23 protein-coding genes are annotated in these 26,034 nt (G+C 70.2%); 12 read left to right on the top strand and 11 right to left on the bottom strand.

Annotated features, from left to right (window positions below):
• Positions 1–55: 55 nt before the first annotated feature.
• Positions 56–2,665 (bottom strand): glycoside hydrolase family 78 protein, encoded by a 2,610-nt coding sequence (locus tag FYW99_RS17565; RefSeq protein WP_190394701.1) that lies wholly within the window; start codon positions 2,663–2,665, stop codon positions 56–58.
• A gap of 405 nt (positions 2,666–3,070) precedes the next feature.
• Between FYW99_RS17565 and FYW99_RS17570 the strand changes: the two genes are divergently transcribed.
• The 5 genes from FYW99_RS17570 to FYW99_RS17590 all read left to right on the top strand — a co-directional run bounded on the left by FYW99_RS17570 (position 3,071) and on the right by FYW99_RS17590 (position 10,319).
• On the top strand, positions 3,071–4,030 hold the full coding sequence (locus tag FYW99_RS17570; RefSeq protein ID WP_150253270.1) for a carbohydrate ABC transporter permease: 960 nt from the start codon (positions 3,071–3,073) through the stop codon (positions 4,028–4,030).
• Positions 4,027–4,851: a carbohydrate ABC transporter permease gene (locus tag FYW99_RS17575; protein WP_150253112.1), complete on the top strand. Its 825-nt coding sequence runs from the start codon at positions 4,027–4,029 to the stop codon at positions 4,849–4,851. Before FYW99_RS17570 ends, FYW99_RS17575 begins: the two co-directional genes overlap by 4 nt.
• 46 nt (positions 4,852–4,897) lie before the next feature.
• Entirely contained in the window at positions 4,898–6,148 is a 1,251-nt protein-coding gene (locus FYW99_RS17580) for an ABC transporter substrate-binding protein (protein WP_150253113.1), read from the top strand.
• 172 nt (positions 6,149–6,320) lie between these two features.
• Positions 6,321–8,798 carry a glycoside hydrolase family 3 protein gene (locus tag FYW99_RS17585; RefSeq protein WP_150253114.1) on the top strand — a complete coding sequence of 826 codons (2,478 nt, stop codon included), beginning with the start codon at positions 6,321–6,323 and terminating at the stop codon, positions 8,796–8,798.
• 318 nt (positions 8,799–9,116) lie between these two features.
• The gene (locus tag FYW99_RS17590) at positions 9,117–10,319 is read left to right on the top strand and encodes an MFS transporter (RefSeq protein WP_223839110.1); all 1,203 of its coding nucleotides are present in this window, start codon (positions 9,117–9,119) and stop codon (positions 10,317–10,319) included.
• Between the two features lie 136 nt (positions 10,320–10,455).
• Here FYW99_RS17590 and FYW99_RS17595 read toward each other — a convergent pair whose 3' ends face one another.
• Positions 10,456–11,811, bottom strand: coding sequence for an MFS transporter (locus tag FYW99_RS17595; RefSeq protein ID WP_150253116.1), 1,356 nt, complete (start codon positions 11,809–11,811; stop codon positions 10,456–10,458).
• Positions 11,812–11,942: 131 nt separating this feature from the next.
• On the opposite strand from FYW99_RS17595, the gene FYW99_RS17600 reads away from it, so the two are divergent.
• The 7 genes from FYW99_RS17600 (at position 11,943) to FYW99_RS17625 (ending at position 17,464) form a co-directional block, all read left to right on the top strand.
• Complete coding sequence (locus FYW99_RS17600) at positions 11,943–12,737, top strand: IclR family transcriptional regulator (RefSeq protein WP_150253117.1); 795 nt, start codon at positions 11,943–11,945, stop codon at positions 12,735–12,737.
• 204 nt (positions 12,738–12,941) lie between these two features.
• Complete coding sequence (locus FYW99_RS32385; protein ID WP_223839112.1) at positions 12,942–13,184, top strand: ferredoxin reductase domain-containing protein; 243 nt, start codon at positions 12,942–12,944, stop codon at positions 13,182–13,184.
• An 18-nt stretch (positions 13,185–13,202) separates the two neighbouring features.
• Positions 13,203–13,952: a PDR/VanB family oxidoreductase gene (locus tag FYW99_RS17605; RefSeq protein ID WP_223839120.1), complete on the top strand. Its 750-nt coding sequence runs from the start codon at positions 13,203–13,205 to the stop codon at positions 13,950–13,952.
• Positions 13,953–13,974: 22 nt separating this feature from the next.
• Entirely contained in the window at positions 13,975–15,180 is a 1,206-nt protein-coding gene (locus FYW99_RS17610) for a cytochrome P450 (protein ID WP_150253118.1), read from the top strand.
• Positions 15,181–15,235: 55 nt separating this feature from the next.
• The gene (locus FYW99_RS17615) at positions 15,236–16,318 is read left to right on the top strand and encodes an S-(hydroxymethyl)mycothiol dehydrogenase (RefSeq protein ID WP_150253119.1); all 1,083 of its coding nucleotides are present in this window, start codon (positions 15,236–15,238) and stop codon (positions 16,316–16,318) included.
• On the top strand, positions 16,315–16,947 hold the full coding sequence (locus tag FYW99_RS17620; RefSeq protein ID WP_150253120.1) for an MBL fold metallo-hydrolase: 633 nt from the start codon (positions 16,315–16,317) through the stop codon (positions 16,945–16,947). The genes FYW99_RS17615 and FYW99_RS17620 overlap by 4 nt, the downstream gene beginning before the upstream one ends.
• Positions 16,948–17,011: 64 nt before the next feature.
• On the top strand, positions 17,012–17,464 hold the full coding sequence (locus tag FYW99_RS17625) for a helix-turn-helix domain-containing protein (RefSeq protein ID WP_223839122.1): 453 nt from the start codon (positions 17,012–17,014) through the stop codon (positions 17,462–17,464).
• Positions 17,465–17,601: 137 nt separating this feature from the next.
• Here the strand turns inward: FYW99_RS17625 and FYW99_RS17630 are convergent, their stop codons facing one another.
• The 9 genes from FYW99_RS17630 to FYW99_RS17670 all read right to left on the bottom strand — a co-directional run bounded on the left by FYW99_RS17630 (position 17,602) and on the right by FYW99_RS17670 (position 26,017).
• Complete coding sequence (locus tag FYW99_RS17630) at positions 17,602–17,862, bottom strand: hypothetical protein (protein ID WP_150253121.1); 261 nt, start codon at positions 17,860–17,862, stop codon at positions 17,602–17,604.
• Between the two features lie 4 nt (positions 17,863–17,866).
• Positions 17,867–19,249: a hypothetical protein gene (locus FYW99_RS17635; RefSeq protein ID WP_150253122.1), complete on the bottom strand. Its 1,383-nt coding sequence runs from the start codon at positions 19,247–19,249 to the stop codon at positions 17,867–17,869.
• Positions 19,250–19,465: 216 nt separating this feature from the next.
• Positions 19,466–19,663 (bottom strand): DUF397 domain-containing protein, encoded by a 198-nt coding sequence (locus tag FYW99_RS17640; RefSeq protein WP_223839124.1) that lies wholly within the window; start codon positions 19,661–19,663, stop codon positions 19,466–19,468.
• Complete coding sequence (locus tag FYW99_RS17645; RefSeq protein ID WP_150253123.1) at positions 19,660–20,031, bottom strand: DUF5753 domain-containing protein; 372 nt, start codon at positions 20,029–20,031, stop codon at positions 19,660–19,662. The genes FYW99_RS17640 and FYW99_RS17645 overlap by 4 nt, the downstream gene beginning before the upstream one ends.
• Positions 20,032–20,055: 24 nt before the next feature.
• Positions 20,056–20,901, bottom strand: coding sequence for an IS5 family transposase (locus FYW99_RS17650; RefSeq protein ID WP_150253124.1), 846 nt, complete (start codon positions 20,899–20,901; stop codon positions 20,056–20,058).
• Positions 20,902–21,102: 201 nt separating this feature from the next.
• Positions 21,103–21,948 (bottom strand): CPBP family intramembrane glutamic endopeptidase, encoded by an 846-nt coding sequence (locus FYW99_RS17655; RefSeq protein ID WP_150253125.1) that lies wholly within the window; start codon positions 21,946–21,948, stop codon positions 21,103–21,105.
• A 63-nt stretch (positions 21,949–22,011) separates the two neighbouring features.
• Positions 22,012–22,371 carry a hypothetical protein gene (locus FYW99_RS17660; RefSeq protein ID WP_150253126.1) on the bottom strand — a complete coding sequence of 120 codons (360 nt, stop codon included), beginning with the start codon at positions 22,369–22,371 and terminating at the stop codon, positions 22,012–22,014.
• A gap of 50 nt (positions 22,372–22,421) precedes the next feature.
• Positions 22,422–25,295 (bottom strand): type I polyketide synthase, encoded by a 2,874-nt coding sequence (locus FYW99_RS17665; RefSeq protein ID WP_150253127.1) that lies wholly within the window; start codon positions 25,293–25,295, stop codon positions 22,422–22,424.
• Positions 25,292–26,017 (bottom strand): methyltransferase domain-containing protein, encoded by a 726-nt coding sequence (locus FYW99_RS17670; RefSeq protein ID WP_150253128.1) that lies wholly within the window; start codon positions 26,015–26,017, stop codon positions 25,292–25,294. Before FYW99_RS17670 ends, FYW99_RS17665 begins: the two co-directional genes overlap by 4 nt.
• Between the last annotated feature and the right edge of the window lie 17 nt (positions 26,018–26,034).

Here is a 26,034-nt window from a genome sequence, read left to right on the forward strand (position 1 = left end):
GTCTTTCGATCGTAGTGGGGTGCGGGCGCGCCGGGGAGCGCCGCACCGGCCCCGCTCAGGCGGGCAGCCAGGGCGCCTCCAGGTCGTGACCGCCGCTGCCCACCTCGAAGGGCTCGGTTCCGGGCAGGTCCACCACGGCCGTCGCGCCCGGGGGGACGACGGCGGACACACGCAGCCGGTCCCCGTCGCGGCGCCAGTGCACGCTCGCTGTCCCGTAGGGCGTCTCGTGGGAGGCGCCTGCTCGCTCCAGCCCGCCGCCCGGCCGGGGCGCGACGCGGATCCGCCGGTAACCGGGAGCCTCGGGAGCCAGGCCCGCCACCGTGCGGTGCAGCCAGTCGGCCACCGCACCCAGGGCGTAGTGGTTGAAGGAGGTCATCTCGCCCGGGTTGACGCTGCCGTCGGGCAGCATGCTGTCCCAGCGCTCCCACACGGTGGTCGCCCCCATCGTCACCGGGTACAGCCACGAGGGCGACTCGCGCTGGAGTAGCAGTCGGTAGGCGGTGGCGGTGTGGCCGTGGCGCGACAGGGCGTCGCACACCAGGGGAGTCCCGGCGAAACCGGTGGCGATGCGGTACCCGTCCCCGGCCACGATCTTGGCGAGGCGGTCGGCCGCGTCGGCGCGCTCGGGCCCCTCGGGCAGCAGGTCGAAGCACAGGGCCAGCGCGTACGCCGTCTGCGTGTCGCTGGTGAGCCGCCCCCCGCCGTCGGTGTAGGCGGAGCGGAAGCCTTCGCGCACGTGCCCGGCCAGGCGCGCGTAGCGCTCGCGGTCGGCGTCCTCGTCCAGCACGCGTGCGGTCTGGGCCATCGTTTGGAGCGTCTGTGCGGCGTAGGCCGTGGCCACCAGCGTCGGGTCGGTGCGTGCCAGGAACGGGTCCTCCGGCGGCGCCGCCGGATCGAGCCAGTCGCCCAGCTGGCGGTCGCGCCGCCACGTGCCGTCGGCCTCCAACCGATCCACCACCAGGTCCGCCCACGCCTTGGCACTGGCGTACTGGTCCTGGAGCACCCGCACGTCACCGAAGCGTTCGTAGATCCGCCACGGGGTGAGCACGGCGGCGTCGCCCCACACCGCGGCGGGCCAGGCGGGCGTCCAGGTCGGCGCGTGGATGGTGGGGACGATGAACGGCACCGTGCCGTCGGGGTACTGCTCGGCCGCCAGGTCCGCCAGCCACGAGCGCAACATCCCGGCGCAGTCGTACAGGAAGGCCGCGGTGGGCGCGAACACCTGGATGTCGCCGGTCCAGCCCAGCCGCTCGTCCCGCTGGGGGCAGTCGGTGGGCACGTCGACGAAGTTGCCGCGCATGCTCCACCGCACGTTCTCGTGCAGCCGCTCCACGAGCGGGTCCGAGCAGGTGAACTCCCCGGTGGGGCGCATGTCGGTGTGCAGCACGAGCGCCGTCACCGCGCCGGGCCCCAGCTCGCCCGGCCAGCCGGTGACCTCCGCGTAGCGGAAGCCGTGGTAGGTGAATCGGGGCTCCCACTCCTCGACCCCACCTGTGCCCGCCAGCACGTAGGCGTCGGTGGCCTCGGCGAAGCGCAACGGGCGGGTGCACAGCTCGCCGTCCTCCAGCACCTCGGCGTGGCGCACGGTCACCTCGGTGCCCTCGGGCCCCGCCACGCGCAAGCGCAGGCGCCCCACGAGGTTTTGACCGAAGTCCAGCAGCAGGGCGCCCGAGGCGGTCCGGGTGACCGAGACCGGGTCGAGTTCGGCGGTGCGGCGCACCGGCGGAGACAGCGGCGCCACCAGTGTGGCGGGGTCGCGCCCGACGGGCACCGCGGGTGCCCAGCCGGTGTCGTCGAAGCCCGGCTCCGACCAGCCCGCCGGTTCCAGGCGAGCGTCGTGGCGCTCTCCGTCGTAGAGGCTGGTGGACAGGGTCGGGGAGGGGGCGCACCGCCATCCGGGCCCGGTGCCGAAGCGCGCCCGCGACCCGTCCTCGCATTCGACCTCCAGTTGTGCCAGCAGGCCGGTGCGGTCTCCGTAGACGTCGCGGCGGCCCCCGTGGAAACCGAGGCGGCCGCGGTACCAGCCGTCGGCCAGGTGCGCGCCGAGCACGTTCTCGCCCTCACGCAGTAGCGCGGTCACGTCGTGGACGCGGTAGCGCAGCCGTGCCGGGTAGGTGGTCCAGCCGGGCGCGAGCACCTCGTCGCCCACGCGCGCGCCGTTGACCTCGGCCTCGAAGACGCCGTGCGCGGTGACGTACAGGCGCGCTGAGCGTGGCGGCGAGGGCAGGATGAAGCCGCTCCGCAGCAGCACGGGGCGCTCGTCGTCACCCAGTCCGTCGGCTGGGCCGACCATCCCCGCCCACCAGTCGGCCGCCTCCAGCAGGCCGGTCTCCAGTTCCAGGGGCGGGCTCCACTCCGAGGGGCCGTCGGACCCCTCTCCCCACACGCGCACCCGAGCCGACCGGCGCTCGCGTGAGGCCAGGGGCGCGTCCGGCCAGGGCACGAGCACGGACTCGGCGCCGGCGACGCGCCCGCTGGTCCGGACCCGGCCGTCCTCCCCGCGGACTTCGATCTCGTAGGCCTCCTGCCGCCAGCCGGACGGCGCCCGGCGCACCGTCCACGACAGGCGGGGGGAGGACTCGCCGATGCCCAGTGCCGTGCGGTGGTGTTCGGCGGTGGGCGCGTCGGGCACGGGGCCGACGGGGGTGGTGCGGGGATGGGACACAGAGGACTCCTGTACGGGAGCGAAGGCGGTGGCGGACCCGAGCACGGGGGTGAACACAGGAATTGAACCGTTTCAACACCGGGGGCAAGCGCCACCGTAGGAACATCCACGTGCCCGCGTCAAGGGCTCGGCGTCCGCGCGCATCGAACTGATCTCGTGTCAAGTCACCCTTCCATTCAGTGAAAGTGCAGTTCACTGCACTGTTGGAAGGGGGTGAGAGTGAGGGAGTGCCCGTTGGGCCGACCAGGTTGCGAAGAGGTTTCGTTCGCCTGTGGGGGTTGACGCACGTCACTTCCTCCGCCTAGCTTCAGGCCATTCAATGAATCGTTTCAACTCTGTTAAATCCGGAGTTGCGCGCAAGGACGCGCGGTGAACGCCACTCCCGCGCCCCACGAGGAAGACCCGATGGAGACAGCCATGGCCCCGCAGGCCCCACAGGCCGCACCAGCGGGGAGCACGAGCCCGCCACCCGCACCAGCGCGACGAGCAAGGTCCAACCGGACCACCGTGCCCTGGTGGTTCGTGCTCCCCGCGCTCGCCTTCTTCGCGTTCGCGGTACTGGTGCCCAGCGCCCGCGGAGCGCTCTACTCCCTCACCGACTGGGACGGCCTGGCCCGCTCCTTCGACTTCGTCGGGCTGGAGCAGTACCGCGCCCTGTTCGCCGACGAGAAGGCCCGCGACGCGCTGGTCCACACCCTCCTGATCGCCTTCGCGGTCACCGTCGTGCAGAACGCGGTGGGCCTGCTCCTCGCTCTCGGCGTCAACAGCCACATCAAGTCGCGCAACGTCCTGCGCGTGTTCTTCTTCGCCCCGGCCGTCATCACCCCGGTCGTCACCGCCTACCTGTGGAAGTACCTGTACGCGCCCGAGGGCGCCCTCAACGCCGCCTTCGAGAGCCTCGGTCTGGGCTTCCTCGCGCAGAACTGGCTGGGCGACAGCGACATCGCCCTGTGGTCGGTCGTCGGCGTCATCGTCTGGCAGTTCTCCGGGTACTCGATGGTCATCTTCCTGGCCGGACTCCAGTCCATCCCCAAGGAGGTCTACGAGGCCTCGGACATGGACGGCGCGGGGCCCGTCCGGCGCTTCTGGCACATCGTGCGGCCCATGCTCGCCCCCGCCTTCACCATCAACCTGATGCTCTCCCTGGTCGGCGGACTCAAGCTGTTCGACCAGGTGTGGGTGATGACCCAGGGCGGACCCGGCGGGGCCACCGACACCCTGTCCACCGTCATCTACCGCGAGGCCTTCCAGTTCAACGCCTTCGCCTACAGCACGGCCATGGCCGTGGTCCTCACCCTGTTCGTGATCGTGCTGAGCGGTGTCCAGTACGGCTACCTCGGCCGCCAGGAGGCGAAGAACTCGTGAAGCGCTACACGTGGCGGACCGGCCTCCTCGAAGCGGTGATGATCGCCGCGGCCCTGGTCTTCGCCTTCCCGGTCTACGTCCTGCTCGTGCAGGCCTTCCGCCCCGAGGACGAGACGGGCGCCTCCCCGCTGGTCCCGTCCGCGACGCCCACCCTGGACAACTTCGCCCAGGCCTGGCAGCAGGCGAGCCTGGGACCGGCGATCGTCAACAGCACCGTGGTCACCGTGGCCAGCGTCGTGCTGCTGGTCGTGCTCTCGTCGCTGGCCGCCTACCCGCTCGCGCGCTCCACCCGCGGCTGGTCGCGCGCGCTCTTCGCGCTGTTCATGCTGGGCCTGCTCCTGCCGTTCCAGCTGGCGCTCATCCCGCTCTACCAGACCATGCGCGACCTGGGCCTGCTGGGCAACCCGCTCGCGCTCGTCATCTACTACACCGGCCTGCAAATGCCCTTCTCCGTGTTCCTGTACACGGGGTTCCTGCGCGGCCTGGACCGCGGCTACGAGGAGGCCGCGATGATGGACGGCGCCGGACCGGTGCGCACCTTCTTCAGCGTCGTCCTGCCGCTGCTGCGCCCGATCACCGGAACGGTGGTCATCCTCAACGTCATCTTCGTCTGGAACGACTTCCTGACCCCGCTCCTGTACCTCAGCGGCTCGGGCAGCCAGACCATCCCCGTGGCCCTGTTCGGGTTCGTCGGCCAGTACGTCTCCCAGTGGCCACTGGTCTTCGCGGGCCTGATCATCGGCTCGATCCCCGTACTCACCGTCTACTTCGCCATGCAGAAGCGCGTCATCCAGGGCTTCGCCGGAGGACTGAAGGGCTGACCCCCCTCCACCGCGCCGCCCCCGCACCCCTTACCCGGAGAGATCCATGTCCAAGAAAATCCTCGCCCCCCTGACCTGCCTGGCGGCCGTCGCCGCCCTGACCTCGTGCAGCGCCGACAGCGCGGGCCCGGCCGACGGCCTCACCGTGTCCGCGAACTCCACAGACCGCGTGCCCATGGACGCGGTGGTCGCCGCCTTCCAGGAGGCCAACCCCGACACCGAGGTCACCGTCACCTACGCCGACACCGACCAGCTCCAAAGCACCCTGCGCACGCAGCTGTCCTCGGGCACCGCTCCCGACGTCTTCACCGTCTGGCCCGGCAACGGCAACCCCGCGGCCCTCCAGCTCCTGGCGCCCAGCGGCTACCTCGCCGACCTCAGTGACGCCGAGTTCGCGTCCCGGATCCCCGAGGGCGACCGCCCCGTCACCGAGTTCGAGGGCGTCACCCACATCGTCCCCGTCACCTACAGCGGCATCGGCGTCATCTACAGCCAGGAGGCCCTGGAGGGCCTGGGAGCCGAGGCGCCCACCACCTGGAGCGAGCTCATCGACCTGTGCGGCACCGCCCGCGACGAGGGCATGAGCCTGCTCGCCCTGGGCAACCAGACCCCGTGGGTGACCCAGCTGGTCACCTACGCGTTGGCCGCCACCACCGTCTACAGCGACAACCCCGACTTCGACGAGCGGATGGCCGCGGGCGAGGCCTCCTTCGCCGACTCCGAGTGGCGCACGGCCATGGAGAAGTACCTGGAGATGGAGGAGGAGGGCTGCTTCAACGACGACCCCCTCGGCACCAGCTACGAGGCCTCCATCAGCAGCGTCGTCCAGGGCAACTCGGTCGGCCTGGTCCAGGTCGCCACCACCCTGTCGCAGGTGCAGGCCGAGATCGGCGACGCCGAGCTGGGCATGTTCGCCCTGCCCGCCACCGACGACGCCGAGGAGACCCTCATGCCGGGCTCGGTCTCGGCCGCCTACGGCGTCAACGCCGAGACCGAGCGGATGGAGGAGGCCATGGCCTTCGTGGACTTCCTCGCCTCGGACGAGGGCCAGGACATCTACGCCACCGAGGGCGGCACCCTGACCGCGCTGCCCAACGAGGACCGCGAGATCGACCCGGCGCTGACCACCCTCACCGACTTCCAGAGCGATGGCCGGACCGTGCCGTTCATGGACCAGCGCTGGCCCAACCCGCGCGTGCAGCAGACCCACTTCACCGTGATCCAGCAGCTCTTCGCCGGTGACATCACCGTCGACGACGCCCTGGCCGAGATGGACGCCGCCTACCAGTCCGAGTAGTCCACGACCCCGGCTCCGCCGGAGTCCGTGTCCGGGCGCCCGGCAGCGGGCGCCCGGACCACCATCCCCCACGGCCGAGGGCCCGTTCGCGGAACGGGTCCCGCGCCCCTCCGCCCGGCCCCTGGCCCCGGTCCGGGTGCCCGCAGAACCCCCCGACCCCCCGGGAACCACCATGAAACGCAGAACCCTGCTGTCCGCCACCGCCGTCGCCGCCGCGGCCGCCGCCCTGGCCCCGCCATCGGCCGCTGCCGCGCCCCGGCCCCGAGACCGTTCCGAGGCCACCCCCGCCGAGCGCGCGGAGGAACTCCTCGCCCGCATGAGCACCCAGGACAAGGCCGCCCTGGTGTGCTGCGACTTCGACGCCGTGGCCGCGTTGGGCGTCCCCCCGCTGCTGTTCGCCGACGCCTCCGCCGGGGTCCGCGGGGAGACCGGCGTGACCGCCTTCCCCGTGCCCCTGGCCCAGACCGCCACCTTCGCTCCCGACCTGCTCGCCGACATGGGCGCCGCCATCGCGAAGGAGACCCGGGGCAAGGGCTTCAACAGCATCCTGGGGCCCACCGTGGACCTGGCCCGTACCTGGCGCTCGGGCCGCACCGCGGAGGGCATGGGCGAGGACCCCCACCTGGCCGGACGCCTCGCAGCGCGGATCACCGCGAGCATGGTCGGCGGCCACGTCGCCACCACCGTCAAGCACTTCTCCGCCTACAACCAGGAGTACGACCGGCTCACCGTGGACGTGCGCGTCTCGGAGCGGGCCCTGCACGAGACCCACCACGCGCCCTTCCGGTACGTGGTCGACCGGGTCCCCGAGACCTCGGTGATGACCTCCTACCCCCGGATCAACGGCGTGTACGCGCCGCAGAACCCCGAGCTGATCGCCGATCTCAAGGACGTGCTGGGACTCAGGGGCTACACCGTCCCCGACTTCATGTCCGGCGACGACCAGATCGCCGCCGCGCGGGCGGGCATGGACCTGGCGGGCCTGGGGCCCGACGGTGTGCGGATCTCCCCGGAGGACGCCGCGGCCCTGCCGGCCGACCGTCTGGACGACGCGGCCCGGCGCGTCCTCGTCACCATGTTCGCCGGAGGCCTGTTCGACCACCCCCTGCCGCCGCCCGAGGAGACGGTCAGCACGGCCGCCCACCGGGAGCTGGCACGGAAGATCGCGGCGCACTCCACCGTGCTCCTGACCAACCGCGACTCCCTCCTGCCCCTGGCCGAGGGTGCGAGCGTCGCCGTCCTCGGCCCGGCGGGCACCGACTTCGTCACCGGCATCGAGGGGTCGAGCTGGGTGGAGCCGGGGGAGTGGACCACGCTCCTGCGGGCGATCCGGGACCGCTCCGGCGGCCGGGTCGTCCACGCCCAGGGCAGCCGCGGCGACGTTCCCCTGGACACCGTCCCCGCCTCGGCCCTGCGCACCCCCGACGGCGACCCCGGCCTGCGCGGGACCTTCCACGCCGGTCCCGACCTGGGAGGCGATCCCGTCGCGACCGCGACCACGGGCGAGCTGGCCTTCGAGGGCGCACCCGTCGACGGGCTGCCCGGGGTGTGGTCGGCGCGCTGGAGCGGTGTCCTCACCGTCCCGGCCGACGGCCTGTGCCGCTTCTCTCTGGTCTTCTCCGGAAGGGCCCGCCTCGTCCTGGACGGGGAGACGGCCGTCGAGGGCGTGCGGCCCAGCCGGGACTTCATGTTCGGCCCCTACACCTACCCCCTGCACGCGGTGCGCGAGTTCACCGCCGGCCAGGAGGTGGAGGTGGCCGTCGAGTACACCAACGACGGAGCCTTCCTCGGCGCGGCCGACCTCGCGTTCGGCTGGCAGCCCGAGTCCGGTATCCCCGAGGCGGCGCGGACCGCCGCGGGCGCGGACGTGGCCGTGGTCGTGGTCAACCGGGTCGCCGGGGAGAACATGGACCACACCTCCCTCGCCCTGCCCGGGGACCAGGACGCGCTCGTGCGCGCCGTGGCCGCCGCCAACCCGAACACGGTGGTGGTACTCAACACCGACGGGCCCGTCCTCATGCCCTGGCTCGACGACGTGGGCGCGGTGGTGCAGACCTGGTACGGCGGCGCCGAGACCGGTACCGCCCTGGCCTCGGTCCTGTACGGGGACGCCGACCCCGCCGGACGCCTGCCCCTGACCTTCCCCGCCAGCGAGGAGCAGGGCCCCGGAGCCTCCGCACGCACCTACCCGGGCGTGGACGGAGCGGTCCACTACGACGAGGGACCCGACATCGGCTACCGCTACTACCAGCGGCATGGCCAGGAACCCCTGTTCCCCTTCGGCCACGGCCTGTCCTACACCTCGTACCAGTACGCGTCCCTGGGGCTGCGCCACGACCGGCAGGAGGAAGAGCTGGTCGTCGGCGTCACCGTCCACAACACCGGGGACCGCGCGGGACACGAGGTGGTGCAGGTCTACGTCGGCCTGCCGGAGGAGGCGGACGCCGCCCCAGCCCAGCTCAAGGCCTTCCACAAGGTCCGCCTCGGCCCCGGGGCCCGTGAGCGGGTCGAGCTCCGCGTCCCCCTCGCCGACCTGGGCGTCTGGGACGGGCAGGCCCGGGAGCGGCGCCTGCTGTCCGGCCTTTACCGGGTGCGGGTCGGCCGCTCGTCCGCCGACCTGCCCCTGGAGAGGACCATCCACCTCGGCTGAGGAGCACGCCCTCCGGGCCCGTCCGGCCCCGACCGCCCGTACCGCGGTCGGCCCGGGCGGGCCCGCGCCCGTTCGGGCCGTGTTCGCTCGGAAGGACCGCGAAACGGAAGATCACCGCAGGGGTGCGTATTCAAGCGGTGGATGGCCGGTATAGCGGATTCGCTCTTCCGGGTGGCGTGGATCACATGCAAGCTTGACGTGAGGGAAACGGAAGCGAACGGCTGGGAGATCCCCGTTTCTCCGTTTTCTCCTCCCGCGTCTTCGCCCACCCGCGGACGCGCCTCCTCATCCCCCCGGCATGACAGCGAGGTACTCCCCGTGCCCGACACGACCCTGCCCAGTCCGCGGACACACGCGGAACACGGACGCGAGGCCGGAACCGTCCAACTGCTCCTCCTGCTCGCGGCCAGCTGCATGCCGATCCTCGGCAGCGTGCTCATCGCACCCGTTCTTCCCCAGATGGCCCGTGAGTTCGCGGGCGCCCCCGGGGCGAACGTCCTCGTCCCGGTGGTGCTCACGGTCCCCGCCCTGGTGATCGGCCTGACCGCCCCCTTCGCCGGGGCCCTCGTGGACAGGGTCGACCGCAGGCGCGTCCTGCTGGCGGCGATGGTCGGCTACGCGCTGGTGGGGACCGCACCCCTGTACCTGGACGGACTCGGCGCGATCGTGGCCAGCCGGGCCCTGCTGGGCCTGTTCGAGGCGGCCATCATGACCTGCTGCACGACGCTGATCGGCGACTACTGGTCGGGCAACCGCCGGGCGCGCTACCTGGGCCTCCAGGTGCTCACGACCACCTGCGCGGCGACGGTGTTCCTGCTCGCCGGAGGGCTGCTCGGTGCGTGGGGTTGGCGGGCCCCGTTCTGGCTCTACCTGGCCGCGCTGGTGCTGGTGGCGCCGATGGCGGCCCTGCTGTGGCGGCCTCGGGGCTCTGGGAACGAGGGCTCGGTGCCCCTACCCTGGCGTCAGCTGCTCGGCCCGTGCGCCGTCACCCTCTTCGGCGGGGTGGTGTTCTACGCGCTGATCGTCCACCTGTCCTACGTCCTGGACGGCGAGGGCGTCACCTCGACCGGCACGGTGGGGCTGATCAGCGCGGTCATGTCCCTGGCCACGGCGGTCGGAGCGGGACTGTTCGGCAGGGTGTCGGCCGTGACGCCCCGGCTGCTCGTCCCCGTCGAGTTCGGGCTGGCCGCCCTGGGCCTGGGGGTCGTCGCCGCGGCCCCGTCGGTGCCGGTCATCATCGCCGGCGCGGTGGTCACCGGGTTCGGCACAGGTCTGCTGCTGCCCACCCTGGTGCTGTGGGCCATCAACCGGCTCTCCTTCGAACAGCGCGGACGCGGGACCGGCCTGTGGACGGGGGCGCTGTTCGTCGGTCAGTTCGCCTGCCCCCTCATCATCACCGGACTCGGTGCCGGGGGCGCGGACCTGCGGGAGGCCCTGGGCCTGCTGGGAGCCGCCTCGGTGGTCATGGCCCTGCTGCTGGTGTTCACCATGCGCACCACGCGTCGGACTCGCGGTGCGTGAGGCCGGCGCCTTCCCGGGGCCGCCGCGGTGCCTTTGCGGCGGTCCCGGGCCGCGTCGCCAGGAAACGGGCCCGGAAGGCGGTCCGCGTTCCGGGGGCCGCATCGGAGCCTCGGCTCGGCCGGGTACGACGGGCGGGTTAGATCCGGGCATCCCCTGTGGCCACCCCGCTTCGCGCGGCGTCGGTGCCGTCGAGGCGGAAGGCCCGGGCGGTCAGACCGCCGAGCAGGAGGACTCCGGCCACGAGCAGGAAGAGGTTGGCGGGAGTCCAGCCCGCGTCCAGGAGCCATCCGGCCACCAGGGGCGAGACGATGGCGCCGATCCGACCGACGCCGATGCCCCAGCCCACACCGGTCGCCCGCACCGACGGCTCGTAGACCGACGGGGTCAGGGCGTACAGGCCCGCCACGCACCCGTTGACGAACACCCCGATCAGGGCGCCGAGGGCCAGCACCAGGCCGTACACCGACAGGGCGGGGACGAAGAGGCAGAGCAGGACGGCGGTGGTGACGGTGTAGGTCACCAGGACGTTCCTGAGCGCGTAGCGGGCGGCGAGCAGGCCGAGCAGCGCGGTACCGAGGATGCCGCCGAGATTGAGCAGGACGCCGCCGGTGACGTCCTGCGTGGCCGACATCCCGGCCTCCGCCAGGAGCTTGGGCGTCCAGCTGGTCACGAAGTAGAACCCGAACATCACCAGGAAGAACCCGCACCAGGTCAGCAGGGTGTTGCGGCGCAGCCCGGGGGCGAGGATCCGCGCGATTCCGGGCGCGGGGCGCGCCTCCTCGGTGGCCGTCTCCGGCAGCCGGTCCAGCGGTGGCTGCCCCATCCTCCCCAGCAGTCCGTTCACCCGCTCCAGGGCGCGGGACGAGTCGCGGGTGAGGAGGAAGGCCAGCGACTCGGGCAGGCGCCAGAGCACGACCGGGACGAGCAGTGCCGTGGCCACGGCACCGAGGGCGAAGACCGTACGCCACCCGCCATCGCTTTGGAGGGCGGCGGCGACCACGCCGCCAGCCGTCGCGCCGACGGCGTAACCGGTGGAGTTGAGGCTGACGGCCAGGCCGCGCCAGCGCCGGTTGGCGTACTCGGCCGCGAGCACGTTGCTGGCCGCCAGGATGCCGCCGATGCCCACACCGGTGAACAGGCGCAGCATCCCCAACTGGAGAGCGCTCTGGCTGATCGCCGACAACCCCATGCCCGTGGCGGCCAGGACGAGGCCGACCAGGATCATCGACCGCCGCCCGATCCGGTCGGCGAGCGGTGCCAGGAACAGCGACCCCAGGGCCATCCCGGCCAGCCCGGCGCTGAGCAGCAGACCGAGCTGGGCCCCGGACAGTCCCCACTCCTCGGACACCGCGTCGGAGGTGAACGCCATGACGAGCACGTCGAACCCGTCCAGCACGTTCAGGAGAACGCAGACGGCGACCGCCGTCCACTGCATGCGTGACATCCCGCCGTCGTCGAGTCGACGGCGCAGGTCACGATCAAGGGTGCTCATGGCTACCTGCTTTCTGGGGGAACACCAACGGCACCCGAGCATGACCTGGGTCACACGGGGCTGCCATGGCCTTTCCACCCAATGGACAGGGTGGCGGTCGGTCCCCGTCAGAACCGGAAGGAGCGGTGGACATGGCACGGTCCCCCGACGGTGAGTCCGTCATCACGCGCGCGGTGAGGATCCTCGACGCCTTCGGTCCGGAGTCCACGGTCCTGACCCTCAGTGAGGTCAGTCGCCGCGCCCGGCTTCCGCTCGCCACAACGGCCCGCCTGGTCAAGGAGATGACGCGCCACGGTCTGCTCGACCGCGACGAGCAGCGCCAGGTCCTCATCGGCACCCGCATGTGGGAGCTGGCCGAACGCGCCTCTCCCGTCAAGGACCTGCGTGAGGCCGCCCTCCAGTACATGGGCGACCTGCACTCGGTGGTCGGCCACTCCAACCAGCTGGGCGTGATGGAGGGCGACGAGGTGCTGTTCGTCGAACGCCTCACCGCGCCGGGGTCGGTCGTCAACGTCACGAGGATCGCCGGGCGGCTGCCCCTGCACGCCTCGTCGGCGGGGCTGGTCCTGCTCGCCCACGCTCCGGGACAGCGGCAGGAACGTGTGCTCGAAGGACCGCTGGCCGCGTACACGCCGCACACCCTCGTCGACGGGCGCGCGCTGCGCGCCGAGATGGCCGAGGTCCGGCGGCGCGGTTTCGCGTTCTGTCCCGGGCACATCCACACCGACGCGACGGGCATCGCGGTGCCGGTGCGTCAGGACGGCCGCGTGGTCGCGGCCCTGGGGCTCGTGGTGCCCAACGACGAGGCCGCGTGGACGTTCAGCCGCCCGCTCGTGCTCGCCGGGCTGGCGCTGGGCCGAGTGTTGAACACCGCCGGGCCGGGGACGGAGGAACAGGTCCGCCGTTCGGCCCTCTCCGGAGGGTGACCGCCGTGCCCGTACCGCGCGGGCGGTCTCCGGCAGGGAGGACATCCTTCCCGAGCGCGCCGCACCGGTCCGCCGACGGACCCTCGCGGCCGGAGTCAGTGTGACCCACGCCATCGTCTCCTTCCGCTGAATGGAAGCGCCGTGGCCCCGAGGGTGCGGTGCGTCCGATGCTCGGAGCACACCCCGGCGTCACGAGGAGCTCCCATGGCGATCAAGGCACGCGTTCCCACGGCACCCGCCGCGTCCCCCGCGGCCACCGGTCCCGGCACGTCCGCGGCGATGCCGCTCCGGGTGGCCGACAGGGCCGAGGTGGCCGACGGCGTCGTTGCCCTGACGCTCACCCGCCCCGACCGGGGCAGACTGCCCGACTGGACCCCCGGCGCCCACGTCGACCTGGTCCTGCCTGGCGGCCTCACCCGCCAGTACTCCCTGTGCGGGGACCGGTAGGACGCCCACAGCTACCGCGTGGCAGTCCTGCGCGAGGCCGACGGCCGAGGCGGCTCTGCCTTCGTCCACGACCACGTCCACGAGGGAGACCTGGTCGGCCTGGGCGGACCGCGTAACAACTTCCCGCTGGCCCCGGCCGAGGAGTACCGCTTCGTCGCGGGCGGCATCGGCATCACCCCGCTGGTCCCCATGATCACCCAGGCCGACATGCTCGGCATCCCGTGGCGCCTGCTCTACGGCGGCCGTACGCGCTCGTCGATGGCCTTCGCCGACGAACTGGCGCGGGCCCACGGCGGCCGGGTGACGGTCGTCCCCGAGGACCAGAACGGCCGCCCCGACCTGGCGGGATGGCTGCCCGATCCCTCGCCCGGAACCAAGGTGTACGCCTGTGGACCCGCGGGCCTGCTCGCCGCGGTGCGCGGTGCCTGCGCGGACTGGCCTCCGGGCCGCGTGCGCACCGAGCGCTTCGTCGCCGCGGCCGAGCCACTCTGCGCGGGCGGGCGCGGGTTCGAGGTGGAGTTGCGCCGCTCGGGCACCACGCTCACGGTGGGCCCGGACCAGCCACTGCTCCAGGCGCTCGCGGAGGTCGGCGTCCACGTCCTCTCCTCCTGCCGCCAGGGCCTGTGCGGGACCTGCGAGACCCCGGTGCTCGACGGCGTCCCCGACCACCGGGACTCGATCCTCGACGAGGCCGACCGCGCCGCCGGGGACTGCATGTTCGTCTGCGTCTCCCGGGCGCGCTCCGAGCGTCTCGTCCTCGACCTGTGACCCCGCCCAAGGAGTGAACCCCATGGCCGTGACCGACACCGCCCCCGCCCTGGTGTCCCTGGACACCGACCCCTTCGCCCCCGACGTCCTGGAGAACCCCCTTCCGCTCCAGGCGCGGCTGCGCGAGGCCGCACCCGTGGTGTACCTGGAGCGCTACGGCGTCCACGCGCTGGCCCGTCACGAACACGTCCACGCCGCTCTGACCGACTGGCAGACCTTCCAGTCCGCCGCCGGTGTGGGCCTGGCCAACTTCCGGCACGAGGAGCCGTGGCGGCCGCCGAGTCTGCTGTTGGAGGCTGACCCGCCCCTGCACGACGCGCCCCGGGCCGTCCTCTCCCGGATCCTCGGCCCCCGGGCGCTGCGCGGGCTGCGCGAGGCGTGGGCCCGGGACGCCCGGGAACTCGTGGACCGGGTGGTGCGCCGCCCGGAGTTCGACGCCGTCACCGACCTCGCCCAGGCCTTTCCCCTGCGGGTGTTCCCCGACGCCGTGGGCCTGGAGAAGGAGGGCAGGCACCGCCTCCTGCCCTACGGCGACCACGCCTTCAACGCCTTCGGGCCGCCCAACGACCTCGTGAGCAAGGGAGCCCCGCGCGTCGCCGAGCTCTCGGCGTGGGTCAACGGCCAGTGCGCCCGCGAACGCCTGGCTCCCGGCGGGTTCGGCGCCGCCATCTGGGCGGCGGCCGACCGCGGCGACATCACCCAGGAGCAGGCCCCGCTGATCGTCCGCTCCCTGCTCACCGCCGGAGTGGACACGACCGTCCACGCCCTGGGCGCGGTCCTGTACGCCTTCGCCACCCACCCCGAGCAGTGGCGGCGCCTGCGCGAGGACCCCGGTCTGGCGAGAGTGGCCTTCGACGAGGCGGTGCGCTGGGAGTCGCCGGTGCAGACCTTCTTCCGTACCGCCACCCGCGACGTCGAGATCGCCGGGACCACCGTCCCCGACGGCGGAAAGATCCTCATGTTCCTGGGCGCGGCCAACCGCGACCCGCGCCGTTGGCACGAGCCCGACGTCTTCGACCTCTCCCGCGACCCCTCCGCCCACGTGGGCTTCGGCATGGGCCTGCACCAGTGCGTGGGCCAGCACGTCGCCCGGCTGGAGGCGGAATCCCTGCTCACGGCCCTGGCCGCACGCGTCGAACACATCGAACCCGCCGCCGAGCCCCGCCGACACCTCAACAACACCCTGCGCGCCTGGGGCTCGATGCCGGTGCGCGTCCGTACCGCCTGACCACCGTCCGGTACTCCCCGGGCTTCCGACACAGCGACGAGAGGAAGAACCAACGATGCAGCACGTACGCGGCGTGGTCGCCAGGTCCCAGGGGGAACCGGTCTCGGTCGAGACCGTTGTGGTTCCCGACCCGGGCCCCGGCGAGGCCGTGGTGAGGGTGCGGGCGTGCGGCGTGTGCCACACCGACCTGCACTACCGCGAAGGAGGGATCAACGACGAGTTCCCGTTCCTGCTCGGCCACGAGGCCGCAGGAACCGTGGAGTCGGTGGGACCCGGCGTGACGGAGGCCGAACCCGGGGACTTCGTCGTCCTCAACTGGCGCGCGGTGTGCGGTCAGTGCCGCGCCTGCCAGCGCGGACGCCCCTGGTACTGCTTCGACACCCACAACGCCCGCCAGAGGATGACCCTGCTGGACGGCACCGAGCTCACCCCGGCGCTGGGCATCGGGGCCTTCGCGGAGAAGACCCTGGTGGCCGCCGGACAGTGCACCAAGGTCGACTCCGCCGCCAAACCCGAGGTCGCCGGACTGCTCGGCTGCGGGGTGATGGCCGGGATCGGCGCCGCCGTCAACACCGGGCAGGTGGGACGCGGCGACTCGGTGGCCGTCATCGGCTGCGGGGGAGTGGGAAGCGCCGCCGTCGCGGGCTCGCGGTTGGCCGGAGCGGGCAGGATCATCGCCGTCGACCTCGACGAACGCAAGCTGGCCAAGGCGAGGGAGCTGGGCGCCACCCACACCGTGAACGCCTCGCACACGGACACGGTCGAGGCCGTCCGGGCCCTGACCGGCGGTTTCGGCGCTGACGTGGTCATCGACGCGGTGGGGACGCCCCGGACCTACGAGCAGGCTTTCCATGCCCGCGACCTGGCCGGAACCGTGGTCCTGGTCGGTGTGCCCACCCCCGAGATGAGTCTGGAACTGCCGCTGGCGGACGTCTTCGGCCGAGGCGGAGCGCTCAAGTCCTCCTGGTACGGCGACTGCCTGCCCTCCCGGGACTTTCCGATGCTTATCGACCTCTACCTCCAGGGCCGCCTGGACCTGGAGGCGTTCGTCTCCGAGACCATCCCGCTCGACGGGGTGGAGCAGGCCTTCACGACTATGCAGGATGGCGATGTCCTGCGCTCGGTGGTGCTGCTGTGACCGCGGCGCGTATCGACCACCTGGTCACCTCCGGCGTGTTCACCCTGGACGGGGGAAGCTGGGAGGTCGACAACAACGTCTGGATCGTCGGGGACGACACCGAGGTGCTCGTCATCGACGCCGCACACGACGCCGACGCGATCCTGGCCAAGGTGGGCGGCCGGCGGGTCGTAGCCGTGGTGTCCACCCACGGGCACGACGACCACATCGACGCCGCACCGGCCGTGGCCGCTCGGACAGGAGCGCCGGCCCTGCTCCATCCGGACGACCTGGTGCTGTGGGAGCACAGGCATCCCGGCACCGCGCCGGGCGGCGACCTCCAGGACGGGCAGCGCCTGGCGGTGGCGGACGTGGAGCTGACCGTTCTGCACACCCCGGGGCACAGCCCCGGCTCGGTCTGCCTGCACGCACCCGCGCTGGCCACGGTGTTCTCCGGCGACACCCTCTTCCAAGGCGGCCCGGGGGCCACGGGGCGGTCGTTCTCCGACTTCCCGACCATCATCGCTTCGATCCGCGACCGCCTGCTCGCCCTTCCGCCGGAGACGGCGGTGCTGACGGGCCACGGCCCCTCCACCACCATCGGTGGGGAGATGCCCCATCTGGAGGAGTGGATCGCCCGCGGACACTGACCGGTTCCGCTGGCCCAGGGCCCGGAAACGACTCAGGTCGGAGCGTGTGCTCCGGCCTGAGAAGATGATGGCCCCTACCGCACAACATTCCAACCCCTCCGTCAAGTGGCAGCTCAATCACCTAGAGCGACTGCTTGCCAGCCTGCCCACACCCGAGACTTCCGCCGCTGAGCGGCCCCAACAGCGTGAACGAGCATCTCGCACCGCTCGTCAGCTCAAGCACGCCCAAGTCGAAGAACTCATCGCCGCGTATGAAGCCGGAGCCACCGTCTACCAACTCGGTGATCACTTCGGCATCGAACGCCGCACGGTGAGCAACATCCTCAAGCGCCATGGCATCACCCCACGCTGGCGCTGCCTTACCGACGAGCAGATCACCGAAGCCATCCAGCTCTACCGCGAAGGCTGGTCACTCGCCAAACTCGGTAAGCACTTTGGTGCCGCAAACAGCACCATCCGTGCTCAACTCCTCAAGCACAACGTCCCCATGCGCCAGCGGCCAGGCTGGAAGAGGTAGGCACTCCTACTGATCACACACCACATGTAGCTCCAGTGAAAGCCTGTCCAAGCCATCGCCCCAGCTCTCGGACAGGCTCTTTCGTCCGCCACACCTCATAGAAATTAAGCACGAGCCGTTAAGCCACATCAGAAGCTTCAGGCTCTGATACGGCCATCGCTGAGGATGCCGAAGATATATGCCGACCCCTGGACAAGGTCCCGGATCTGCCCTGGGCCACTCAGTGGCATAAGTGCATTCGCCTTGACGAAGTCGTTGCGCGAGATGATGCGATTAGTGTTGTCGAGGTGCACCTGCCCGTATCGAACGCTGTAGGTGAACGGGACGCCAGTTTTGGTATAAAATACCTGACTTGCGCATGCTTCGATGTTGCGCCAGACACCGTCAAAGGTTGCCATCGATTTACCCGTCTTTCGACCTGGTTTCTCGCAACACCGACCGCCAGTCGTCGCAACCGGTCATCCGACCAACTGTGTTGAGGAGCTCTCGCCGCCAGTGCTCTGCACGCTCCGGGTTCTTCTCTACGTCATCCCTGATGACAAAAAGTTGCAGGCCCGTCACAAGGCAGTGCTGTCGTCCCTCACAGTAGGGAATCATCTGGTCCGGGAAGTCTGCCTCGGTCCTCTCGTCTAGTGGGCGCTCGCGCCAGGTGTTGACAGCTAAAATCCCCTTCGGCGCCTTCTCCGTCTCCTCGAGTGCGGTAGCGACCCACTTCTCGAGCTGCGCAGCATGTTTTTCGGCAGCGCTTTTCTTGATCCCCTTCACCTCAACGACAGCATCGCCCTCGGAGAAGGAGACCTTCCAGTCATCTCGCCCAGGAGTTGGTTCGGTGACCGCACCACCGAGGAGTTCAAGCACGCTCTTCACCTCAAGCTCAAGCGCGCGCCCGCTGCCCAAGAAAAGTTGATCTTTGGCCTCGGCAAGCTCCTTCTGTCGTTGCAGGTCGGCCAGCCTAGTCCGCGCCTCTTCAATCTTCTTTTGCTGCTTCACAATCTCAAGACGAAGGTGTTCTTGCTCGTCTGTCGCATACCGCGCGATCCACTGCGGTCTGCTCATGCTCTTACTGCCGCTTAGCTGACTGATCGCAGCCAAGAGGTCAGCCTGGAACTGTGGAGCTTCGGGGAGCCATCCTTCGTCATCACTGTCTCCGTTGCCAGGCTCATCACGAAGGTTGATGGCCGGAACTAGAATCAGATATCCGTCGCCCTCTGTCCGCAAGATTGAGGAGACGATGCGATCCGTTCCAGCCACGCGGGCCACGGGGGCGCCCAGGGGATTTTTTATAAAAGCACAGTATGCGAGCTTGTCCTTGTACTTCTTGAGTAGATCCACTACCGGGCCGGAGCCATCGAACTCAATCCTTGATCCCGAAGCGCGAGAAAATTTCGCTTCATCAAACGGGAAAGCGGAGAGTAGGTTGAAGGGCTCCAAAAGCCGAGTGGTGACTCGGCTCTTCCCGGTGCCCGAGAAGCTTCGGTTTCCGCTGTCCACATAACACGACTGGGGCGGTCGAGTGATTACTACTAGCGTTCGCCCTGAATTCAAGAATTCTACAAACTCTGCCCGCCTGCGCTTGACGTCCGCTTGAATCTGCACTGAATCATGATCATCAAGCGAAGGGTGACCACGATAGTACCCATTGAACACGTGCAGTGAATAGGAGTTAAGACTGGCTTCCGGATCCCAGATAACTACATCATAGTCGAATACGCTCAGGTCACTTGAGAAGGTAGACCTGTCAGCATCATCGTAAACAGGATCAAAGTCGAGGGAGAGTAGGCGCATGGAAGAAGTGTATCACTGCACAACTGGCTAGGTATGTTCTTGTTTTCGACTGTGTATGCTTTTTTCCATCTTCGTGGGGAGGGCGGTGCGCTCTAACGCGAAGCAGGCGCCCACTGAACCTTATCGGTGAGCGCCTTCTTCTTGTATTCATGCCTGTACGTGCCATGCGCACCTCAGTCCGCAAGGCATATATAGCTGTAGATGAAGGGAAAGGGGCTACACCCCCTGCACATCTCCCACAAAAGCCCGCCACTCCGCCACTCCGAACACCAGCACCCTCGCCTCCGGGTACTTGCTGTCACGCAGTAGGTGCTGCCCCTCCGGCAGGTCGCACACCTCCACGCAGTTGCGTTCGGCATTGCTGTAGCTACTCTTACGCCACACAGCCGACGCCTGGTCGTTCTTCTTGCTCACTTCCGCATCTCCGTTGCAGCTTGGTGGATGAGGTTCCTTGAGGCAGCGTCGTCAAGCGATACCTCCCACATGCCATCGAAAGCCGCCATGTAGCGGCCAATCTCGTGTGGCTTGTCCAAGTACAGCGCTCCCGTCAGGCCATTGACGTACACCGTGGGCGGCTCTGACGGCTTGCCATCCCCATTGAGGGGGAACGTCAGCAGCACGAATGGTCCCGCACTGATGCCACGATGCAGCCCGGCCGCGAAGGGCAGCACCCGCAGACTGACGTTCGCCAGATCGCCCAACTCCACCAGGCGGTCAAGCTGGCGAGCCATGATCTCCCGCCCACCCACCGGCCAGCGCAAGATGGCCTCGTTGAGCACCACGTTCTAGAGGGCGTCTGAAAAGGGTCAGGGAGGTGTTCGGGCCAGGCGGTGCAGCAGGGTCATACTCATTGCGAGGTAGATGACATTCTCGGAGTTCGCGGCCAGGTACTCGTAGTCCTTCGAGGTGCGCCGGTACTTGCCCAACCAGGCGAACGTGCGCTCGACGACCCAACGGCGCGGCACCACCGCGAACCGGGTCACCTCACGTGCAGGAGCATCCTGCGGAGCCCAGGTGCTCCGGAAGCCGCCGTCACGCCGCTGGACGATCTGGACGGTGACGTCCACCGCCCGGCGCGCCCACTTCGCCAGGGCCTGCCCGCGATACCCCTGGTCAACCCAGGCATGCCGCAGCCGCGGGAACAGGTCCTCCGCCAGGGACAACAGCACCATCGCGCCCTGGCGATCCCCCGCGTTCGCGGGGCTGACACAAGCTGTGAGCACGTTGCCCATCGTGTCGACCAGCAGGTGACGCTTGATCCCGTTGACCTTCTTGCCTCCGTCGTAGCCGTGGGATCCGCCGCGGTCGGTGGCCTTGACGCTTGGGGAGTCGATGATTCCCGCACTGGGGGCGGGATCGCGGCCATTCCGGGTCCGTTCGTGTCGGCGCGGGTGGTCCAGGATCTGCTCCCAGCGGCCCTCGATGCGCCACAGCCTCCAGTAGTGGTAGACCGTCTGCCAGGGTGGAAAGTCGTGGGGCAGCAGCCTCCACGCGCACCCGGCTCTCATCCAGTAGGCCAGTGCGTTGATGATTTCGCGCCGTTCGTGCAGGACGGGGCGTCCACCCGGCTTGGGCGCGGGGATGACAGGGGCGAGGAGCTCCCACTCGGTGTCGGACAGGTCAGTGGGGTACGGGGGACGTCCGGGCACCATCGGCCTCCGAACGCAGGAGATTCACTCCTCCAGTCTGCACTGCTCTGACCCTTTTCAGACGCCCTCTACTTCCGAATCGGACACAAATATGGTGGTAGGGCCTAGGGGAAGGGAGCGGTCCCGCCTCGGAGCGAGGCGGGACCGCGACGCAGGTCTTCCTTCGAGGAGGGGAGGACACAGAAGACCCGCAGCTCAGAGGGGTCAGCCGAAGGTCGCGGGCCAGGTGATGACCAGGGCGGAGAAGGCGAGGTTGTAGGCGGCGTGGGCGAGGATCACCGGCCACAGCCGACCGGTGCGGCGGTAGAGCCACACGATGACCAGCGCCGCCGGGACCAGGGTGAGCACGGACAGCCCGTAGGTGAGGTGGTAGGCGATCTTGGCCAGGACCGCGAGGGTGTAGATCTCCCACGCCGGGCGTCGGGCGGCGGTGAGCAGCACGACCAGGAGCCCGACCACGATGGGCTCCTCCACGAGCGCGGTGGTGACCTGGGCGGGGCCGAGCATCAACACGGTCCAGACGGCGTCGGCGCGGTCCTCGATCACGGGCCCGCCGACCGCGGCCTGGGGCATGAGGGTGCTCAGCAGGCTCATGCCGACCATCCAGGTCACGATGGCGGCGAAGGCGCAGACGAATACCCGCCACCCCTGGGCCCGGTGCTGCGCGGTTCCGGCCTGCTGGCTGGCGCGGTTGAACACCGCCGCGACGGGCATGCGCAGCAGCCAGCGGCACACCAGCCACAGGCAGCCGAACGTCAACCCCAGCAGCACGGCGTGCATGATCCACTGCGACAAGGCCAGGGCCCAGAAGGTGTGGGCGTTGGGCGCCGGGAAACGGGGAGCGGCCTGATTGGTGAGCGTGGCCACCACGATCCCGGCCAGGGGGTAGCCGAACACGACCAGGTAGACCACGGCCAGCACGGGGTAGGCGGCCCACGCTGAGACCTGTCGGGGTTGGAGTAGCAGTTCGGCCGGTATCCGCTCGGGGATGGGCCACCATCGCCGCCCAGGACTGGTGCGCGGGGCGCCGGTGGAACTTCGGGTGTGCATCGGTGGATTGTCCTTGAAGAGTCGTTTCGGGCAGAGGAAGGAGAAAAGTGTTCAGACTGCGCTTCAAGTGCGGATGATGGTGTGCGACCGGGTGACCAGGGTGGGGTTGGCGCCCTGGTGGCGGGTGTTCGCGGTGGGGGAGCCGACCCGGTCACCGGCCTTGCTGAGCAGGCGCATCATCTCCGAGAGCCCGCCTTCGACATCCACTTCGGTGTCGCCTTCGAAGAAGGCCAGCTCCTGCCACCAGCGGCGTCCCTTCCTCATGAGGTGCGCCTTGACACGGCGGTCCTGTTTGGTGGAGGAGATGGTGACGCGGTACCCGTGTGAACACGCGGTGATGGTGGTGTCCACGGTGGCGCGCCGTCCATGGGCGGCCAGGTGACGGATCAGCGCGGGCGCGTTTTCCAGGTCTCTGTCACTCAAGACCCGGGGATCGTCGGTCATCGTGTGCATTTCTTGTCGTGGCGGGCGGGTCAGGACGCGGCGGCCAGGAAGGCGCTCAGGGTGGCGGCGACCTGCCGCCAGGTGCGCGCGGGCAGGAACACCTGGATGTCCACCCCGCGCCAGGCCGGGATGCGGCGCAGCCGGGAGGTGAGTGCGAGGAGGGTGTGGCTCTCCAGCGGAAGGTCGGCCCACGAGGAGGTCGGGTCGAGGCCACCGGGCAGGTGCACGAGCCGCGCCACCTCGGCCGCCAGATATGCCTCCACCTCGCCGAGGACAGGGGTGCGGACCGGACTTTCTGCGGTTGTCGAGCTGGGGGTTGTGGTGTGGTCCCAGCCTGGAGCGATGACCAGGTTCGGGTGGGCTCGGTGGGTGGGCCCGGTGGGGGTGACGCCGAGGGTGTAGAGCTCTCCGACGGCGCGGGCGAACGTTGTGGGGTCGGCGGTGGCCGCCACGGGACGGCGGGCGGTATCGCCCAGGGTGTGGGTGATGTGCTCGACCAGCAGTGCCTTGGGGCCGATTTCCACGAACACCACCGGCCCGCCGCCGGGGACGTTGACGGCTCGGTGGAGCGCGTCGGTGAACCGCACCGGCTGTCGGGCCTGCGCGGCCCAGTACGCCGGCCCCCACATCCCTGCCTCGGCTGTGTCCTCGTGCGGGTAGGCGGTGGAGATGATCGGTACCCGGGGTGTCTGGGGGCGCAACCCGGCCAGGGCCTGTTTCAGCGCGGGGACGAGCGGGTCCACGGCGGGGGAGTGGGCGGGGATGCCGTCGGCCACCGGCCTGCTCCACACGCCTTCGGATTCCAGGGCGGTGTGCAGGTGCAGCAGGTCTTCGTGCGGCCCGGCGACGACCTGGACCCGCGGAGCGCTGTAGGAGGCAATGGACACCCGCCCGTCGTAGGCGGCCAAGAACTCACCGGTCTCCTCAACCCCGGCACGGACAGCCAGCAGTCCACCCGCCTCGGCCAGCCCGCCCAGCAGACGGCTGCGATGGGCGAGCACCCGCGCGGCCGAATCCAGGAGCAGGGCCCCGGCGGTGTGGGCGGCAGCGATCTCCCCGACCGAATGCCCCAGAACCAGCTCCGGGACGATGCCGCGGTCGGCCAGCAGCGCGGTGAGCGCGACCTGGGTCAAGAAGGTGCAGTGCTGGGCGTCGATGAAGGACGTGATGCTCTGGCCCGGCTCCCACACCGGATAGCCCGTGTGCTCGGCCAACTTCTCCCGGGCCTCGTGGAGAACGTGGGCGAAGGCGGGCACGCGCAGCAGTTCGGCTCCGGCGTCGGGGTGGTGGCCACCGTGCCCGGTGTAGACGAACACCACCCACGGCCGCACGTCGGACGCGCGGCCCGGGCCGACCGCGTCGGCGTTGGGCACTCTGTCCTGGATGCTGCGGAGTCCCTGGATCAGGGTGCCCAGGTCGGCGGCGACCACAGCGGCCCGGTGCCGGTGGTGGGGGCCGTGGGCCAGAGCGGTGTCGGCGACGGTGCCCACCGATCGGCCCTGCGGGGCGCGCTCGGCCAGGCGTTCGGCGGCCGAGGCGAGCGCGGCCGGGCTGTGCGCGGAGAGCAGGACGGTCTCGGGCAACGGCATCGGATCTTGCTTCGGCGGCGGCCCCACCGCGGGCGCCTGGGTGATGACGGCGTGGGCGTTGGCCCCACCGAATCCGAAGCTGCTCACCCCGGCCACACGCGTTCCCTCCTGCCCGGGGCGCTCACCCGTGGGCCAGTCCTCCACGGTGATGGGCACCCGCACCAGCCCTTCCAACCGGTGGCGCAGGGCGCGGTGGTGCAGGGTCGGCGGGATTTGGCCGTGGTGGACGGCCAGCGCGGCGACCATCACCCCCAGCGCCCCGGCGCCGCCTTCGAGGTGACCCAGCGCGGCCTTGACCGACCCCACCGGCACAGGTGTGTCCCGGCTCAGAGCTTGAGCGATGCCTTCGGCTTCGATGCGGTCCCCGGCGCGGGTACCAGTGCCGTGCGCCTGCACCCACCCCACCCGGTCCGGGTGCACGGCGGCATCGGCCAGAGCCTGGCGGATCACCGCTGTTTGGCGTTCGGCGCGCGGGCGCAGCAGATGCCGGGAGGCGCCGCCGTGGCCGATGGCGGTCCCGGCCACGTGCGCCCACACCCGATGCCTCTGCTCTTGCGCGACTGCCGCGCGGGTCAGGATGAGCACCACCGTTCCTTCCGAGCGCACGTACCCGCTCGCCTGGGCGTCGAAGGGGCGGCACCGTCCGTCCGGGGCGAGCACACCGGCTTCGATGAAGGACGCGGTGATGACCGGGCTGGTGAGGATGTTGGTTCCGGCGACGATCGCGGTCTTCACCGCTCCGGCGCGAAGGTCACGCACCGCGTAGTGCAGCGCGGTCAGCGAGGAGGAACAGGCGGTGTCGAAGGTCAGCGATGGTCCCGACAGGTCCAGCAGGAAGGAGACGCGGTTGGCCAGGATCGCCATCCCGGCCCCGGAACCGGTATGAGTTCCGGCCCGGTGCCCGGGGCCGAAGTTCACGCTGGCCTGGTCGGTGCTGGCCGCTCCGACGTACATCCCGGTCACTGACTCGGCCAGCGAGGTGGGGAGCAGTGAGGCGTCGGCGAGCGCTTCGTAGACGGTCTCCAGTAGGAGCTTCTGCTGGGGGTCCATCTCCGCGGCCTCGTCCGGGCCGATGCCGAAGAACTCCCGGTCGAAGGCGTCGACGTCGACCACCCCGGCGGGGAACGGCTGGCCGGGGACCTGGTCGGGGTGCAGGTGCTCGACCATCTGCTTCCATCGCTCGTTCGGGATACGAGTGACGCAGTCCCGTCCTTCGAGTAGCGCCTTCCACAGGCCAGTGGGTGTGGTGATGCCGCCGGGGAGGCGGCATCCCATGCCGACGATCGCCAGGGGTTCGCGGTTGGTGGTGGTCATCGGCGCGGCCCCTTGGCCACCCACACCCCGGCCGCTCCCATGACGCTCACCTGCACGTCGGTGAAGTGCAGACTCAGCATGTGCCGGAGTTCCACGAACCGGTCACCGTGGTTGTTGAACACGGTCGGCTCGGCCCTGTTGTAGAAGCGCTGCAAGCGGCGGGCGAGCCAGTTGTTGCGGGTGAAGGGATCCTCCACGCCGAGCAGGGTGGATCCGATGAACACCCCGCCGGGCGCCAGAACCCGGGCGACCTCGGAGAAGGGCGTGTGCTTGGCGAGCAGCGAGGCGCCCTCGACGCAGTGCAGCACATGGAACATCGCCACCGACCCCACCGCCTCGTCGGTCAGCGGCCACGGACGGGAGAGCACGTCGTGCTGATGTGTGCTCACCTGGGCGCGGTCACCCAGCAAGCGCGCGCACCGTTCCAACGGTGCCGCGTGCAGGTCCAGGAGGTGGATCTGGCGCAGACGCGGTGAGAGCGGCATCCCGTCCGGGTCGACGGGGTCGGGGGCGTTGACCAGGAAGTGGCCGTCGGCCGGGCCGACTTCCAGGTGCGAGGCGGCCAGGTGATGGGCGTAGAGGGCCGCGATCGCGGTGTTGTCGACCTTCCACGCGAGCCGGTGGGACAGCCCCACGACTAGGCGGCGGTACCGCTGGAGGTTGCGGTGGCTGTACAGCTTCGGGTTGGGGGTGGATCTCGGAGGGGAGGCGTTTTCGGGCATGGTGAAGCAGGTCCTTC

Source organism: Nocardiopsis deserti (genome assembly GCF_008638355.1).
Lineage (GTDB): Bacteria > Actinomycetota > Actinomycetes > Streptosporangiales > Streptosporangiaceae > Nocardiopsis > Nocardiopsis alborubida.

What these genes read in the sequence shown, in the direction of transcription:
- FYW99_RS17570 (WP_150253270.1), top strand. Translation starts at nt 3,071, where the DNA reads ATGGAGACAGCCATGGCCCCGCAGGCCCCACAGGCCGCACCAGCGGGG.
- FYW99_RS17580 (WP_150253113.1), top strand. Translation starts at nt 4,898, where the DNA reads ATGTCCAAGAAAATCCTCGCCCCCCTGACCTGCCTGGCGGCCGTCGCC.
- FYW99_RS17585 (WP_150253114.1), top strand. Translation starts at nt 6,321, where the DNA reads ATGAAACGCAGAACCCTGCTGTCCGCCACCGCCGTCGCCGCCGCGGCC.
- FYW99_RS17595 (WP_150253116.1), bottom strand. Translation starts at nt 11,811, where the DNA reads ATGAGCACCCTTGATCGTGACCTGCGCCGTCGACTCGACGACGGCGGG.
- FYW99_RS17600 (WP_150253117.1), top strand. Translation starts at nt 11,943, where the DNA reads ATGGCACGGTCCCCCGACGGTGAGTCCGTCATCACGCGCGCGGTGAGG.
- FYW99_RS32385 (WP_223839112.1), top strand. Translation starts at nt 12,942, where the DNA reads ATGGCGATCAAGGCACGCGTTCCCACGGCACCCGCCGCGTCCCCCGCG.
- FYW99_RS17610 (WP_150253118.1), top strand. Translation starts at nt 13,975, where the DNA reads ATGGCCGTGACCGACACCGCCCCCGCCCTGGTGTCCCTGGACACCGAC.
- FYW99_RS17615 (WP_150253119.1), top strand. Translation starts at nt 15,236, where the DNA reads ATGCAGCACGTACGCGGCGTGGTCGCCAGGTCCCAGGGGGAACCGGTC.
- FYW99_RS17625 (WP_223839122.1), top strand. Translation starts at nt 17,012, where the DNA reads ATGATGGCCCCTACCGCACAACATTCCAACCCCTCCGTCAAGTGGCAG.
- FYW99_RS17630 (WP_150253121.1), bottom strand. Translation starts at nt 17,862, where the DNA reads ATGGCAACCTTTGACGGTGTCTGGCGCAACATCGAAGCATGCGCAAGT.
- FYW99_RS17635 (WP_150253122.1), bottom strand. Translation starts at nt 19,249, where the DNA reads ATGCGCCTACTCTCCCTCGACTTTGATCCTGTTTACGATGATGCTGAC.
- FYW99_RS17650 (WP_150253124.1), bottom strand. Translation starts at nt 20,901, where the DNA reads ATGGTGCCCGGACGTCCCCCGTACCCCACTGACCTGTCCGACACCGAG.
- FYW99_RS17655 (WP_150253125.1), bottom strand. Translation starts at nt 21,948, where the DNA reads ATGCACACCCGAAGTTCCACCGGCGCCCCGCGCACCAGTCCTGGGCGG.
- FYW99_RS17665 (WP_150253127.1), bottom strand. Translation starts at nt 25,295, where the DNA reads ATGACCACCACCAACCGCGAACCCCTGGCGATCGTCGGCATGGGATGC.
- FYW99_RS17670 (WP_150253128.1), bottom strand. Translation starts at nt 26,017, where the DNA reads ATGCCCGAAAACGCCTCCCCTCCGAGATCCACCCCCAACCCGAAGCTG.